Raw genomic sequence first — 15,552 nt, 5'->3', positions numbered from 1 at the left:
GCGTGCGGCGGCTGATACTCTCCGAGACTCTGTCGATCGAACCCGCGGCGACCAGCTCGACCGTGATGTACGGAAGGATGTCGGCCGTGGAAGGTCAGGTCAATGCGTGGGACTCCGTGTCTCCCGAGGAACTACTCCAGGGCGGTGACGTCACAGAAGGGGTGGTCCGTTCCGGTGACACGGTCCGCCGTCCGCACAGCGCCTCGTCCGAGCGGGTGCGTTCGTTGCTCATCCACCTCGAACGAGTGGGCTTCGCCGGCGCGCCGCGCTATCTCGGAGTCGATGACCGCGGCAGGGATGTGCTGACCTTCGTCGACGGAGAGGTAGCCCGGCGCCCCGCCCCCGAGTGGGTCGCCTCGGACGACCGTGCCGCGAGCGTCGCCTCCCTCCTGCGGGCGTATCACGACGCGGTCGGCTCCTTCGGCATGCCAGAGGTGTTCGACGACGCATCCCCGATCCGGCCGGAGGGTTCACCGGAGCCGTTCCCCGTGCCGAACGAACTGATCGGCCACCGCGATGTGACGTTGGAGAACGTCGTGTTCCGCGACGGGATCGCTAGCGCTTTGATCGACTTCGACCTCGCCCGCCCCTCCTCCCGCATCGACGACGTCTGCAATCTGCTTCAGTGGTGGGCGCCCTGGCAGCCGGTCGAAGACCGACCCGAAGCCCTGGCGGATGCGGATGCGTGCGCCCGTGCGGCGATGCTGGTCGACGCCTACGACTTGGACGCGGCCTCGCGGTCGATGCTCGTACCGCTCGCGCGGAACACGGCGGAGCGCACCTGGTACTCGATGAGGCTCCGGGCAGAACGTGACGGCGGCGGATGGCGCCGGATGTGGGACGCGGGCGTCGGTGACGCCATCCGCCGTCGCCAGGAATGGCTGCGGAAGAACCAGGAAGCCCTCACCAAGGCGGTCATGTAGCTAAAGCCCCGGACACGAGATCCTGCAGAGGAGATGCTTGCGCCTCATTGCCCCATTGGTGCCCAACGCGGTGATCCACGTTCCGCTCATGCAACGCGGAGACTGAGGGAATTGCCGGTTCGCGGGGTCCCAGCCGTGTTCGCGTTGGTCAACTTCGACGGAGGCTCAGAGCTGCTCCGGTGTTCGCAGGTGCTTCGCAGAGGCGCTGCCGCCACACCTCTCAGCTTTCAGTCCGTGATGGATCGAAGACCTCTTTGGCCACGCCCACGGCAGCCATGGCCCTGGGCCACCCGGCATAGAAAGCCAGGTGCGTGAGCGCCTCGATCAGCTCGGTCTCGGTTGCGCCGTTCTGCCGGGCGAAATCCAGGTGGAACCGGAGCTGATCGGTGTTCCCCATAACCGTCAACGCGGCCACGGTCACCAGACTGCGGTCCCGTTTGGAGAGCTCCGACCGCTCCCACACCTCGTCGAACAGCACTTTGTCGGTGTAGTGAGCGAGAGCCGGCGCAATATCGCCGACCGCCCTCTGTCCGCCGGTCCAGCCCGTTCCTGCAGTGTCCGTCATGATGATCCTTCCGTCCCACCCATCGAACACCTGTCTCCGCGCGGCCGGGAGGTACCACCGGAACGTGTACTGCCAGAGCATTCCTCGACATCCGGCGTCGGCGTAGTGTCCGTCACGGGTTCAGCCGGTGCGATCCTCGCGCAGGCATGACACGGAGGCACAGCATGGACGACAGCAAGGTTGGCTCATCACCGGCGCGGGCCGCGGCATGGGCGTCGACATCGCGCGGGCGGCGCTCGCTGCCGGCCACCGCGTCGTCGGTTCGGCACGGGATGCCGCAACCGTCGAAGCGGCGGTGGGCGAGCACGCCGACCTGCTGGCAGTCTCGCTCGACATCACCGACACCGCCTCGATCGACGCGGCCGCGAACGCGGCGATCGATCGCTTCGATCGCATCGACGTGCTCGTCAACAACGCGGGGAACTTCCAGGCCGGATACTTCGAGGAGATCAGCCCCGAGCGATTCCGAGCACAGATGGAGACGAACTTCTTCGGACCGCTCAACGTCACCCGCGCGGTGCTGCCCGTCATGCGCCGCCAGCGATCCGGGCACATCGTCACCATCACGTCGACCGCGGGAGTCGTCTCCGGAGGATTCGGCAGTGCCTACGGCGCCTCGAAGTTCGCGTTGGAGGGGTGGACCGAGTCGCTGCGGGAAGAGGTGGAGCAGTTCGGCATCCATATCACCGCCGTCGAACCCGGCTTCTTCCGCACCGAACTGCTCGTGGAGGGGTCGTCCACCCTGTGGCCCGACCTGTCCATCGACGACTACACCGACACGGCGAGCACGATCGAGGCGTGGAAGTCCATGAACGGGAAGCAGAGCGGAGATCCCGCGAAACTCGCCGCCAGCCTCGTCAAGATCCTCGACCTGGATGAGCCCCCCGCGCGCTGGGTCGCCGGCGCCGACGCGGTACAAGCCGTGAAGCAGAAGGGTCAGACCCTCATCGACCAGGCCGACGCCCACCTCGACCTCTCCACAGGCCTCGACCACACCGACGACGCCGCCTGAGCTCTGGTGCTCCTGCGTTCTCGTCGGCCGATCCGGCGGGCGTGACCTGCATCCACAACGGCAACCCCGCGGACCTTACGAACAAGTTTCTTCGCGAATCGTTCGCAGATGGGCCCGACGCCGGGAGGAGGAATCTCCTTGATCAGGGCTTTTCGTGGCGGAGACGGAGGGATTTGAACCCTCGGTCCCCTTACGAGGACTCCACCTTAGCAGGGTGGTGCACTAGGCCTGACTATGCGACGTCTCCAGGCGTCCGGCACTCGAAAGCGAACCGGACGCGCCCAGCAATCATAACCGGTCGGCGCGGCTGCACCGAACCGAAGTCACTTCTGCGGGCGGGTGCAGGTGGTTTCCTTCGCCGTCTGGCCGGTGATGGCCGAGGGCAGCTCGACGCGGGCCTGGTCGGTGGGGGCGGCCGCAGCATCCGTCCCCTCGCCAGCTGCCGGGGTCGCACCCGCATCGGTGGCGGCGGGGGTCGGTGCCACGGCAGGCTGCTCGGCCTCACCGGTCACCTCGATCGCGTTGCCTCCGCTGGCCTCGCCGGTGAGGGTCAGCGGCTGGTTGGCGGCGAGTGCATTGAAGAGCTCTTCGGCGGCTGCCTTCACCGGAAGCACACGGCTGGAGGCGCTCCCATTCAGCCCGGGCGCATAGACGGTCGGGTACTGCACGAACACGATGTCCTCGAACGGCACGTCCTTCACGGCCATGGCGATCTGCACCATCAGCGTCGGGTTCGTGAGGCCCGAGCTCAGCACGAGCTGACCCTCCTGCACCTGGCTGATCGCCGTCGTTGCGAGGTTGAACAGCGTCGCGGGGTTCGCGAGCACCGCGTCGGACTGCAGCTTACGCACCATGGAGCTCATGAACTGCTGCTGGTTCGAGATGCGACCGAGGTCGGACCCGTCGCCGATGCCGTGCCGGATGCGAAGGAACTGCAGGGCCTGCACTCCCTGCAGCGTGTGCGTGCCGGCGGTGAGATGCAGTCCGGTGTTGTTGTCGTTGACGTCCCCCGAGACGCACACATCGATGCCGCCGATGGCGTTGGAGACGTTGATCACACCGGTCCAGCGGATCGCGGCCGCGAAGTCGATCGTGATCTGCTCGTTGCCGATCACCGCTTCGACGGTGTCGACGGTGCAGCCGAGTCCGCCGTACCAGTACGACGCGTTGATCATCTGCGACGACATCGCCGAGATCTTCTTGCCGCTGCCGTCCGCCTTGTCGCACGCCGGGATCGGCACGAGCATGTCGCGCGGGAACGACACGACCGTGACGCGCCGTGGCTCATCCGAGATGTGCACGAGCATGGTGACGTCGTTGCGCTCGCCCTCGGTGTCACCGTTCATGCAGGCGCCCGACAGCTTGGCGTTCTCGCCCTCGCACGAGTCGGTGCCCACGAGCAGGATGTTCACACCGCCTTCGATCGCCCCGAGCGACGGAGGCAGCGGCTTCTCCTCGTCGAGCACGACCGCGTTGGCGGTGACCGTCTGCGTGGCGTCCCACAGGTTGTAGGCCGCGATGCCGGCCGCGCTCACTCCGAAGACGGCGAGCACGACGCCCAGCATGGCGAAGATCGTGGCGAACGGATGCCGCGACTTCAGCGCACCGTGACGCGCGACGGGGGTCCGGCCCTCGGACGAGGACCGCTTCGGAGCCGCCATCAGCCGGTGGCCCTGACGTTTCCGGCCGAGCAGGTCTGGTCGGCAGCGGACTGACCGGGGATGTCGTCCAGGGGCACAGCGGTCTCCGTCGGTGCGGGGGTATCGGTGGCGCCGGGCGTCGGAGCGGTCTCCACGGGAGGCTCCGTCGGCTGCGGCTCGACCGTGACCACGCCTCCGGTGTTGTTCTGGTCGTTGGTCAGCACGATCGGCTCGTTGGCTGCCAGCGCGGCCCAGAGCTTCTCGGCCAGGCGTTCATTGGGTACGACGCGGTTCGCGTCGGCAGGGTCGGCGTTCACCGGGAACTGGACGAAGTTGATGTCTTCGAAGGGCACGTTCTTGAGGGCGAGCGCGATCTGCACGAGCGTCATCGGATTGACGAGCGACTCGCTCGGCGTGATGTTGTCGACAGCCGTGGTGGCGAGCTTGTAGAGGGTGGCCGGATCCGACAGCACCTCGCTGCTCACCAGCTTGCGGGCGAGGCTCGACATGTACTGCTGCTGGTTGGAGATGCGGGCCAGGTCACTGCCGTTCTCGAGCCCGTGCCGGGTGCGGAGGAACTGCAGCGCCTCGACGCCCTGGATCGTGCGCTGGCCTGGGCCCCAGTTGATGCCGGTGTACTTGTCCTTGATGCCGCCGTTGCCGATGCAGACGTCGACACCGCCGATCGCGTCCGTGATGTTGATGACGTTGCCGAAGCTCACCTTGGCCGCGAAGGGGATGTTCTGACCGCTGAGGTCGCTCACCGTCTTGGCGACGCACGACAGGCCGCCGTAACTCCACGCCTCGTTGATCTGCGTCTTCGACGTGGCGGACGTCGTCGAACCGTCGTCGCGCGTGCACGACGGGAAGGGGATCATCAGGTCGCGCGGGAACGACACCACCGTCACACGGCGGGGATTGTCGGAGATGTGCACGAGCATGTTGACGTCGTTGAGCTGACCGCCGGCATCCGCTCCCGTGCACCGCGCGCCGAAGAGGTAGGCGTACTCCTCTTCGCACTCGTCGGTGCCGACGAGGAGGATGTCGACGCCGCCCTCGATCGCCCCGATGTCGGGCGGAGCAGCTTCCTGCCCCTCGAGCTCGACGGCGCCGTCAGCGAAGCTGGCGACGACGTCGGTGGCGGCATATGCCGCGACGCCGACACCCGAGACCAGCACGACGGCGGCGACGATCCCCACGATCTTGAGGATGAATCCGAACGGACTCGGAGACGACAGCTCACCGTGGCGCGCCACCGTGCGGCGGCCACGCTTCGTGGGCTTGTGCGTCGAGCTCACTCGGTTCCTCTCAGGGATGCTGCATTCTCACGGTTCGCCCCCGTCACATCGTCTGCGGAGGGTGTGGGATTCGAACCCACGGGACATTGCTGCCCACTGGTTTTCAAGACCAGGTCCATCGGCCGCTCGGACAACCCTCCCGACCGATGCCACCCCGGGGGGAGGCATCCGTCGAACAGGCGTCGAGTCTAGCCGACAGCACTGTCGCCCCATTGTTCCAAGGGCGCCTGGCAATCATCTGAAGGACGCCACGGATGCCGTTTGCCTGAGGCTGTGGGAGGGCGCTTCGACAAGCTCAGCGACCGGTGGGTCCGCTCAGCGACCGGTGGGTTCAGCTCAGCGACCGGTGGGTTCAGCTCAGCGACCGGTGGGTTCAGCTCAGCGACCGGTGGGTTCAGCTCAGCGACCGGAGCCCGGAGCATCGGGGTTGAGCGAGCGGAGCGGGGCGAAACGTCAGAGCTCGCGGAGCACCGCGGCCACGCCGCCCTCGTGCACCGACGAGGTGGTCTCGCCCGCGGCATCCCGCACCTCCTGCGGACCCTGCGCCATCGCGACCGCGCGACCGCCGTTGTCCAGCGCCCAGCGGAACATGCCGACGTCGTTGCGGCCGTCGCCCATGACGAGCACGTGGGCCGGGTCGATGCCGAGCTCGTGGCGCACCAGCTCGAGGCCGGTGCTCTTGTCGACGCCCTGCGGCGCGATGTCGAGCCACGCGGTCCAGCCGACGGCGTAGGTGACGTGGTTGAGCCCGATGCGGGCCACAAGGTCCACGAAGTCCTGTTCGCGCTTGTCGGGCGAGACGACGACGATGCGGCACACGGGCTGAGCGCCGAGCTCCTCGAACGGCACCCGGCGCGCGTTGGTGAGGTTCCAGTCCTCGAGGTACTCGGTGTACAGGCGGCGGCCGTCAGGCAGCTCGACGAGGTAGCGGGCGTCGGGCAGGTGTTCGCGCAGCTGCTCGAGCACGGCGCGCGGATCGAAGGTCTCGACATGCCAGCGCTCGTACTGCAGTTCGTCGGCCTCCAGCCGTTTGAGGACGACGGCGCCGTTGGAGCACACCACGAACTCCGGCGCGATGCCCAGCACACGGACGATGCCGCGCGTGCCCTCCCAGCTGCGACCGGTCGCGACCATCACCTCGTGGCCGGCGCGGTGGGCGTGCTCGACGGCGTCGACCACGCCCGGGCTCAGCGACTCGTCTTCGAGCAGCACCGTGCCGTCGATGTCGAGGGCGATCAGCAGCTGCTCGGTCGCGACCGCGGGGTTCTCGGTGTCGCGCGCCACCCGCTCGACGAGCTTCGCAGCCTTCTTCGGCGCGACGACCTTGATCGACCCGGTCGCGGGCAGGTGGGCGTCGGTCACGCGATCGGCTCCATGACCTCGAGCCCGCCGAGGAACGGTCGCAACACCTCCGGCACCGTGACCGAGCCGTCCTCGCGCTGATGCGTCTCGAGCAGGGCGACGATCCAGCGGGTGGTCGCGAGCGTGCCGTTCAGCGTCGCGACCGGCTGCGTCTTGCCACCCTCGGGCCGGTAGCGGATGTCGAGCCGACGGGCCTGGTAGGTCGTGCAGTTCGACGTCGAGGTGAGTTCGCGGTAGGCGTTCTGAGTGGGCACCCACGCCTCGACGTCGTACTTGCGGGCGGCGCTCGATCCGAGGTCGCCCGCCGCGACGTCGATGACGCGGTACGACAGACCCAGGTCCTGCAGCATCCGCTCCTGCAGCTCGACGAGGCGCAGGTGCTCGGCCTCCGCCGCTTCGGGCGTCGTGTAGACGAACATCTCGAGCTTGTTGAACTGGTGCACGCGGATGATGCCGCGGGTGTCCTTGCCGTACGACCCGGCTTCGCTGCGATAGCAGGTCGACCACCCGGCGTAGCGCTTCGGGCCGCGCGAGAGATCGAGGATCTCGTCCATGTGGTAGCCGGCGAGCGGCACCTCGCTGGTGCCGACGAGGTACAGGTCTTCGTCGTCGAGGTGGTAGACCTCGGCGGCGTGCTTGCCGAGGAAGCCGGTGCCGCGCATGACCTCGGGGCGCACCAGCGTCGGCGGGATGATCGGCGTGAAGCCCGCCTGCAGGGCGCGATCGAGGCCCAGGTTCATCAGCGCGATCTCGAGGCGCGCGCCGATGCCGGTGAGGAAGTAGAACCGGCTGCCCGACACCTTGGTGCCGCGCTCCATGTCGATCGCTCCGAGCCGCTCGCCGATCTCGAGGTGGTCGCGGGGCTCGAAGCTGAAGGCGGGGACCTCGCCGTGGGTGCGCAGCGTGATGAAGTCGTCCTCGCCACCGGCCGGAACACCCTCGATGACGATGTTCTCGAGGGCGGCGAAAGCCTCGGTGGATGCCTCCTCGGCGGCGGTCACCGCATGCTGGGCCTGCTTGACCTGCTCGCTCAACTGCTTCGCCTCGGCGACGAGCGCGGCCTTCTCCTCTTTCGGCGCCTGCGCGACCCGCTTGCCGTGCGCGTTCTGCGCCGCGCGGAGCTCTTCGAACGCCGTGATGGCGGAGCGTCGCGCCCGATCCGCCTCGACGGCGACGTCGACGGTGTCGGGCGACTCGCCACGCGCCACCTGCGAGCGCTTGATCAGCTCGGGATTGTCGCGAAGCAGCACGGGATCGATCACCCTGCAAGCTTAGTCGGCGGCTCCCCGAGGGCGGATGTGACAGATCCTGGGCCTCAGCGCCGAGGCACCCGGGGCACACCCGTTGGCCCCGGATGCGCCCGACCGGCGTTTCGGGTCCTACTCTGGACCACATGGCGGCATCTGGATCGAGCGACGACGCACGACCCGAGGACCCGAGCCCCGAGGACCCACGCCCCGAGGATGAACGCCGAGAGGACGACCTCATCCCGCATCCCGCCGACGCGATCTATGCCGACGGCCCGAGTACGGCTGAGCTCGACCTCGCTGAGGTGGAGATCGACGAGACGGCCCCCGCTGCCGAGGCGGCCACCCCCTCCGGGCCCTCCGCCCCCGGAGCGCCTGACCCGGCCGAAGCGGCCGAACCGGACCAGGTGATCCGCGAGCCCGACGACATCGAGCCCGATACGGTGGACGGTGAGACAGGCCACGCGCGCCGGGTGGACCCGGCCGGGCGGACACGCCCCCTGCAGACGACGGGCGAGCGCCCCTCCCCCAAGGCCGCCCTCGTCTACAACCCGATCAAGGTCGACGCCGACACCCTGCGCGACACCGTCACCCGCCTCTCGGCGGACGCCGGATGGGCCGAGCCTCTCTTCTACGAGACGACGGTCGACGACCTCGGCGACGACGTGACTCGCCAGGCGCTCGAAGAGGGCGTCGACACCGTCCTCGTGGCCGGCGGCGACGGCACGGTGCGCGCGGTGTCGGAGGCGATGAGCGGCAGCGGTGTGCCGCTCGCCATCGTTCCCAGCGGGACGGGCAACCTCCTCGCCCGCAACCTGCGGCTGCCGCTGACGGAGCCGGACGCCATGGTGCGCGCGGTCTTCGACGGCGAGACCCTCGCGATGGACGTCGGCTGGACCGAGCTCGCGCGCCCCGACGGCACCACCGTCGAGCACGCGTTCGTCGTCATGGGCGGTATCGGACTGGATGCGGCGATGATCGCCAACACCAACCCGCAGCTGAAGAAGACCGTCGGGTGGGTCGCGTACGTCGACGGCGCGGCACGGGCGCTCCCCTACGCGAAGCCGTTCCGCGTCGTCTACGAGTTGCCCGGGCACCGGCTGCACTCGTCACGCGTGCAGAGCGTGCTGTTCGCGAACTGCGGCAAGCTGCCCGCCGGCCTCGATCTCATTCCCGAGGCCTCGATCGCGGACGGCGCGCTCGACATCGTGATCTTCCAGCCCAAGGGGCCCTTCGGCTGGCTGTTCGTCTGGCGCCGGGTGGCGTGGGACAACAGCTTCCTGCGCCGGTTCCGCACCGGTCGCCGCGTACTGTCGCTGCGCACCAAGGACAACGCGGTGGTCTACTCCCGCGGTGCCGGCATCGAGCTGGCGACGCACGACGCCCAGCCGGTGCAGCTCGACGGCGACGAGTTCGGCGAGGCCCTCTCGGTCAAGACCCGCGTCGCCCCGGCCGCCCTCCTCGTGGTGGTACCCAAGGGCCACAGCACCGACGGCCTCTGAGTAGGCTCCGCGCGCTCGAGCGCGGCAGTTTCCTGCGACCGCGCGGTCGCACGACGCCGCGGTCGCAGGAAAGTGCAGCGGTCGCGCGCGGCGCCCGAGCGGCCGGACCGCGTCGCCGGACCGCGCCGCGCCGCGGCGCCGCCGGACCGCGCCGCGCCGCTCAGCCCTTGACGGCTCCGCCCAGACCCGCAGACCGCAGGAACACGGACTGGAACAGCAGGAACATCGCGATCGGGATGAGCGTCGAGATGGCGAGCGCCGCCAGGAACACATCCAGCTCGGTCTGCGACTGGACAGCCGGCAGCCGCACCGACAGCGGCTGCACGGCCGGGTCGGGAAGCACCAGCATCGGCCAGAGGTAGTCCTTCCAGGCCGCGATGATCGCGAACACCGACACCACGCCGAGGATCGGCTTCGACATCGGCAGCACGATCGACCAGAACAGCCGGAAGGGTCCGGCTCCGTCGGTCTTCGCTGCCTCGAACACCTCCCGCGGCAGGTTGTCGAAGAACCGCTTGACGAGCAGGATGTTGAAGGCGTTCGCCGCCATCGGCAGCCATACCGCGAGGTAGTTGTTGAGCAGGCTCGCGTCCTCACCGAGGAACGGCGGCCGCACGATCGTGAGATACAGCGGTACGAGCAGCACGATGCCGGGGATGAACAGCGTCGCCAGCACCAGCGCGTTGAGCACCGGCGCGTACCTCGGGCGAAGCACCGACAGCGCGTAACCGGCGGTGGTCGCGATGAACAGCTGCACGAACCACGCCCCGGCTGCGATGACGATGGTGTTGAAGAAGTACTGGTCGATATGGATGTCGTTCCACGCGGTCGACAGGTTCTGCCAGTCGATGCCGTTCGGCCACAGGGCGAAGGGCTGCTGCAGGGTGTCCTGCGTGGGGGTGACGGCGGACTTCGCGAGCCACAGGATGGGGCCGAGGCCGGCGATCATGAGCGTGATGAAGAGGAAGACGTGTGTCACCGACATCCCGAATCGGGTGCCGGGCCGGCGTCGCTCCGGCGCCGACACGATCGTGCGCTCGGCGAGATCGTCGATCGATTCGCGCTTGCGTCGCCCGAAGCGGTTGCGGCGTGACAGGAAGCCGCGCATGCCCTCGCGCAGCGGTGAGGTCGACATCGGGGCGCTCATCGGGTGCTCCAGCGGTTCGTAAGCTTGAAGTACAGCCAGGACAGGATCGCGAGCACGACGGCCAGCAGCACCGACACCGCGGTGGCCTCGCCGTAGTCGCCGCCCAGGCTGTTGCGGAACGCCTTGTCGTAGATGTAGAGCAGGATCGTCTTGGTCGCTCCGGCCGGACCGCCGCCGGTGAAGAGGAACGGCTCGAGGAACACCTGCGCGGTCGCGATGACCTGCAGGATCAGCATGATGAAGAGGATGCCGCGCAGCTGCGGCAGCGCGACGTGCCAGACCTTGCGCCAGATGCCGGCGCCGTCCACCTCGGCCGCGTCGTACAGCTCCGGCGGCACCGACAGCAGCGCGGCGAGGTAGATGATGATCGATCCGCCGGCAGCCGCCCAGGTCGCCTCGAGGACGAGCGAGGGCATCGCCTGCACCGCCGATGAGAGCCAGGGCTGCGGAGGGATGCCGAACCACCCGAGCACCGTGTTGAAGACGCCCGAGGGATCGGCGCTGTAGAAGAACTTCCAGAGCAGCACCGCGACCACCGGGGGGATGACCACCGGCAGGTACGCGAGCGCCGAGTACAGCCCCTTGCCCCGGCGCACCTCGCTCATCAGCACCGCCATGAACAGCGGCAGCGGGAAGCCGAACAGCAGAGCCAGCACCGCGAAGTAGACGGTGTTGATGACCGCTCGCCCGAGCTCCGGGTCGGTGATCACCGCGAGGTAGTTGTCGAGCCCGACCCACTCCGAGACGATGAGGTTCGTCTTCTGCAGGCTCATCAGCACCGACTGCACGATCGGCGACCACGAGAAGAAGAAGAACACGAACACCATCGGCAGCACGAAGAGCAGGTTCGCCAGCCCGCCCCCGCGGTACCAGGTGAGCGGGGTGCGTCGCGTCCTGCGCCGGGCCGGCGGCGCGGCGGGTGGAGGCGCCGCGGCGGCCGCCGGGCGCTCGGGGAGGGTCGCGGTCATGTGAGATCTCCGGTCACTGAGCGTGGTCTCCGGTCGCTGAGCTTGTCGAAGCGTCGCGAGTCGTCGGCGTCGGACCCTTCGACAAGCTCAGGGACCGTTGAAACGGGCGGCCCTTCGACAAGCTCAGGGACCGACGAAACGGTCGGGCCCTTCGACAAGCTCAGGGACCGATGAAACGGGCGGCCCTTCGACAAGCTCAGGGACCGATGAAACGGTCGGACCCTTCGACAAGCTCAGGGACCGATGAAACGGTCGGACCCTTCGACAAGCTCAGGGACCGATGAAACCGTCGGACCCTTCGACAAGCTCAGGGACCGATGAAACGGTCGGCCCCTTCGACAAGCTCAGGGGCCATGGGGTGAGGGATGCCGCAGCCCGGCGGCGAGGCAGGGCCGCGGCATCCGGAATGTGCCGCTACTCGTCGAGCAGCGCCTGGGCGTCGGTCTGAGCCTGCGCGAGGAGGGCGTCGATGTCGGCGTTCTCGTCGGTGAGGACCGTCTGGACGACCTCGTCGAGGAGAGCGTAGACCTCCTGGGTCTTGACCTTCGCCTCACCCACCGGTGTCTGGTCCCAGATGTTGTCGGTGAACGGCGTCATCTGGTCGCGCGGGACGTTGATATAGGGCTCGATCCACGTCAGCGACTCGTCGTACAGCTCACGGCTCAGCACGGGCAGCAGCGGCGTGCCGACCGCCTGGTCGGACTCGCTCAGCGCCTTCGCGTCGGCGACGGCGGCGTCCTCGTTCAGCAGCTTCTGCATGTAGTACCAGTCGATCCACTCGACGCCGGCGGCCTTGGTCTCGTCGTCGATCGTCGGGCTCATGACGGCGATGTCGCCGCCGCCCAGCGGACCGGCGTCCTCGCCATCGAGCGGCAGCACGGTGATGCCGTACACGTCGGGGTCGAGGCCGAAGTCCCGCACGAGCGCGGTGTAGATGTCGGAGCCCGTGGTGTACATGCCCACGTTCCCGGCCGCGAACTCCTGGTTGATCGTGCCCCAGTCCAGGTCGACCTTCGACCCGAACGAGCCGTCCTCCCACTTCAGGTCGTGGAGGAACTGCAGCACCTCCTTCGTGGCGTCGTTGTCGATCGTGGACTCCGCCGTGCCGTCGCCGTTGTCGATCTGGGTGCGGCCGCCGCGCGCGGCGGTGCCCACGGTCAGCTGCCAGCCGCCCGTGTTGTTGGTCGCCATCTGCGAATAGCCGGCCTTGCCTGTCGCGTCGGTGATCTGCTGGGCGTACTCGCGCACCTCGTCCCACGTGGTCGGCGGGCTGTCGGGGTCGAGGCCCGCCTCTTCGAACAGCTGACGGTTGTACGACAGCGCGTTGGCGTAGGCCTGGCGCGGGAAGCCGTAGTAGTGCCCGTCGTCGCCCGTGACCGCGTCGAGGATGATCGGGTTGAAGCTGTCGGTGTAGCCGAGGTCCTCCATCTCATCGGTGACGTCCATGAGCTGGTCGTTCTCGAGCAGTGTCTTGGCGTCGGTGAACGGCACGGTGAACACGTCGGGAAGGCTGCCGCCCGCGAGCTGCACCGCGAACGTGGGCCCTTCCCACTCGTACTCGACACCGATGATGTCGATGTCGGGGTGCTTCTCTTCGAACTGCTTCTCCTGCTCGGCGAACGCCTCGTAGGCGGCCTCGTCGGCGCCCGGTGGGAACGTCGCGACGCGCAGCTCGGTCTTTCCGCTGCTGTCGTCGCTGCCGCCACCGGCTGCCGAGCAGCCGACGAGGGCGCCGACGGTCGCCAGAGTGGCGACACCGGCGAGCAGGACCCTTGCTGGTGACTTCATCGTCTTTCCTTTCTGGGGGGAGTTCCGCGTCAGCCTCTCGGCGCGGACTGCTCCGTGTTGGTGGTGGTGTTGCGTGAGGGATCGGAGAGGGATGCCGCGGGCTCGAGCCGCAGCCACGCGGCGGCGTTGCCCGGCAGCAGCCCGGCGTCGAGGGGGCAGCTCGAGAGGAGGACGGCCGCGCCCGGGGGCAGCGCGACCGGGACCTCGCCGGTGTTGACGACGCACGCGAAGCGGTCGCCACGGCGGAACGCGAGCACCTCGGAGCCGCCGTGGGTCGCCCCGGGTTCGGCGGCCGCGGACACCGCGTCGTCCCACCACTGGAGGGGACCGTCGCCGAGCTCGGGAAGCTCGCGTCGCAGGCGCAGCAGGTCGCGGTACAGGTTCAGCGTGGACGCGGGGTCGGCCTCCTGCGCGGCGACGGTGAGGTCGCTCCAGCCCTCCGGCTGCGGCAGCCAGGTGGACGTGGTGTCGGGGCTGAAGCCGAACGGCGCGTGGTCACCGGTCCACGGCAGCGGGACGCGGCATCCGTCTCGTCCGGGGTCGGTCCCGCCCGACCGGAAGTGCATCGGGTCCTCGATCAGCTCGAGGGGCAGGTCTTCGACCTCCGGCAGACCCAGCTCATCGCCCTGATAGATGTAGAGGCTGCCGGGAAGCGCCGCCACCAGCAGCGCCGCCGCGCGCGCCCGGCGCAGGCCCAGCTCGGGGTCGGTGGGCACGCCGAAACGCTTCTTGAGGAAGGCGAACGCGGAGTCCTCGCGCCCGTACCGGGTGACCGGACGCGTGACGTCGTGATTGCTCAGCACCCACGTGCTCGGTGCGCCGACGGGTGCGTGGGCCTCGAGCGTCGCCGTGATGGACTCGCGGAAGGATGCCGCGCCCCACGGCCGCGCGAGGAAGTCGAAGTTGAACGCGGTGTGCATCTCGTCGGGACGCAGGTAGTTGGTGAACCGCACGATGTCGGGCACCCAGATCTCGCCGACGAGCACGCGCGTGCCCGGGTACGAGTCGGCGATCTCTCGCCAGGACCGGTAGACGTCGTGCAGCTCGTCGCGGTCCTCGGTGGGGTGCTGCCCCGGCCCCTGCTTCTCGCCGACCTCGGGGAGCTCGGGGTCCTTGATCAGCAGGGCCGCCGAGTCGATCCGCACTCCCGCGACGCCGCGGTCGAACCAGAACCGCAGGATCTCCTCGTGCTCCCGGCGCACGTCGGGGTGATTCCAGTTGAGGTCGGGCTGCTCGGGCGTGAACATGTGGAGGTACCACTCCCCCGGCGTGCCGTCGGGGTTCGTCGTGCGGGTCCAGGTCTCGCCCTGGAAGCTCGAGACCCAGTGCGTCGGGATCTCGTCGCCGTTCTCGCCCTTGCCCGGGTGGAACCAGAAGCGCTCACGCTCGGGGCTGCCCGGACCGGCGGCCAGCGCCGCCTGGAACCATGGGTGCTGATCCGAGATGTGGTTCGGCACGACGTCGATGATGGTGCGGATGCCGAGGGCCAGCGCCTCCTGGATCAGCAGCTCCGCTTCCTCGAGCGTGCCGAACCGGGGGTCGATGTCGCGGTAGTCCTGCACGTCGTAGCCGCCATCGGCCAGCGGACTCGGGTACCACGGGTTGAACCAGAGGGCGTCCACGCCGAGGTCCTTGAGGTAGCCGAGGCGCGCCCGCACGCCGGCGAGGTCGCCCGTGCCGTCGCCGTTCCCGTCCGCGAAGCTGCGGACGTAGACCTGGTAGATGACGGCCGACCGCCACCACAGCGGGTTGTCGCTCGAGGGAACGGCTCGCTCCGCGCGGGTGAGGACCTCGGTGTCCACGTGACTCCTCGTCGTCGATGAAGGGGAAGGACTCGATGCGACGAATGTATTGCGGGGCGGCTCGTTCTGCAAGTCTTTGACAGAAATACGCAAGATCACGATTGTGCATCAGGAGACCCGATCCCGCTGCGCGGGTCTCGGCAGCGTGGAGCCCCGACCCCCGGTCGCTGAGCGAGCGAGGAACGAGCGAGACGAAGCGCGGCCCCGACCCCGGTCGCTGAGCGAGCGAGGAACGAGCGAGACGAAGCGCAGCCCCGACCCCGGTCGCTGAGCGAGCGAGGAACGAGCGAGACGAAGC

General features: G+C 68.5%; 12 protein-coding genes and 2 tRNA genes. 3 read left to right on the top strand and 11 right to left on the bottom strand.

Annotated elements, in window-relative coordinates; genetic code table 11:
• Positions 1-86: 86 nt before the first annotated feature.
• Positions 87-923 carry a phosphotransferase gene (locus NCG93_RS20400; protein WP_194412816.1) on the top strand — a complete coding sequence of 279 codons (837 nt, stop codon included), beginning with the start codon at positions 87-89 and terminating at the stop codon, positions 921-923.
• A 220-nt stretch (positions 924-1,143) separates the two neighbouring features.
• On the opposite strand, the gene NCG93_RS16345 is transcribed toward NCG93_RS20400, so the two are convergent.
• Entirely contained in the window at positions 1,144-1,488 is a 345-nt protein-coding gene (locus NCG93_RS16345) for a carboxymuconolactone decarboxylase family protein (protein WP_194412815.1), read from the bottom strand.
• Between the two features lie 127 nt (positions 1,489-1,615).
• Between NCG93_RS16345 and NCG93_RS16340 the strand changes: the two genes are divergently transcribed.
• Entirely contained in the window at positions 1,616-2,500 is an 885-nt protein-coding gene (locus NCG93_RS16340; protein WP_308212189.1) for an SDR family oxidoreductase, read from the top strand.
• Positions 2,501-2,655: 155 nt separating this feature from the next.
• On the opposite strand, the gene NCG93_RS16335 is transcribed toward NCG93_RS16340, so the two are convergent.
• The 6 genes from NCG93_RS16335 to serS all read right to left on the bottom strand — a co-directional run bounded on the left by NCG93_RS16335 (position 2,656) and on the right by serS (position 8,062).
• Positions 2,656-2,747 (bottom strand) — tRNA-Ser (locus tag NCG93_RS16335).
• A 76-nt stretch (positions 2,748-2,823) separates the two neighbouring features.
• Entirely contained in the window at positions 2,824-4,161 is a 1,338-nt protein-coding gene (locus NCG93_RS16330; RefSeq protein WP_194412813.1) for an LCP family protein, read from the bottom strand.
• On the bottom strand, positions 4,161-5,438 hold the full coding sequence (locus NCG93_RS16325) for an LCP family protein (protein ID WP_194412812.1): 1,278 nt from the start codon (positions 5,436-5,438) through the stop codon (positions 4,161-4,163). The genes NCG93_RS16330 and NCG93_RS16325 overlap by 1 nt, the downstream gene beginning before the upstream one ends.
• Before the next feature lie 55 nt (positions 5,439-5,493).
• A tRNA-Ser gene (locus tag NCG93_RS16320) sits at positions 5,494-5,578 on the bottom strand.
• A gap of 313 nt (positions 5,579-5,891) precedes the next feature.
• The gene (locus NCG93_RS16315; RefSeq protein WP_194412811.1) at positions 5,892-6,800 is read right to left on the bottom strand and encodes an HAD family hydrolase; all 909 of its coding nucleotides are present in this window, start codon (positions 6,798-6,800) and stop codon (positions 5,892-5,894) included.
• Complete coding sequence (gene serS, locus NCG93_RS16310; protein ID WP_194412810.1) at positions 6,797-8,062, bottom strand: serine--tRNA ligase; 1,266 nt, start codon at positions 8,060-8,062, stop codon at positions 6,797-6,799. The genes NCG93_RS16315 and serS overlap by 4 nt, the downstream gene beginning before the upstream one ends.
• A gap of 131 nt (positions 8,063-8,193) precedes the next feature.
• Between serS and NCG93_RS16305 the strand changes: the two genes are divergently transcribed.
• Positions 8,194-9,549 carry a diacylglycerol/lipid kinase family protein gene (locus tag NCG93_RS16305; protein ID WP_194412809.1) on the top strand — a complete coding sequence of 452 codons (1,356 nt, stop codon included), beginning with the start codon at positions 8,194-8,196 and terminating at the stop codon, positions 9,547-9,549.
• A gap of 160 nt (positions 9,550-9,709) precedes the next feature.
• Here NCG93_RS16305 and NCG93_RS16300 read toward each other — a convergent pair whose 3' ends face one another.
• The 4 genes from NCG93_RS16300 to NCG93_RS16285 all read right to left on the bottom strand — a co-directional run bounded on the left by NCG93_RS16300 (position 9,710) and on the right by NCG93_RS16285 (position 15,254).
• Positions 9,710-10,684: a carbohydrate ABC transporter permease gene (locus NCG93_RS16300; RefSeq protein ID WP_241741579.1), complete on the bottom strand. Its 975-nt coding sequence runs from the start codon at positions 10,682-10,684 to the stop codon at positions 9,710-9,712.
• A gap of 8 nt (positions 10,685-10,692) precedes the next feature.
• Entirely contained in the window at positions 10,693-11,664 is a 972-nt protein-coding gene (locus NCG93_RS16295) for a carbohydrate ABC transporter permease (RefSeq protein WP_194412807.1), read from the bottom strand.
• Between the two features lie 414 nt (positions 11,665-12,078).
• The gene (locus NCG93_RS16290; protein ID WP_194412806.1) at positions 12,079-13,452 is read right to left on the bottom strand and encodes an ABC transporter substrate-binding protein; all 1,374 of its coding nucleotides are present in this window, start codon (positions 13,450-13,452) and stop codon (positions 12,079-12,081) included.
• A 29-nt stretch (positions 13,453-13,481) separates the two neighbouring features.
• Positions 13,482-15,254, bottom strand: coding sequence for a glycoside hydrolase family 13 protein (locus NCG93_RS16285; RefSeq protein WP_194412805.1), 1,773 nt, complete (start codon positions 15,252-15,254; stop codon positions 13,482-13,484).
• Between the last annotated feature and the right edge of the window lie 298 nt (positions 15,255-15,552).

Source organism: Microbacterium yannicii (assembly GCF_024055635.1).
GTDB classification, from domain to species: domain Bacteria; phylum Actinomycetota; class Actinomycetes; order Actinomycetales; family Microbacteriaceae; genus Microbacterium; species Microbacterium yannicii.
Note: the sequence above shows the minus strand (reverse complement) of the source record. Positions and strands in the feature narration are given on the sequence as shown.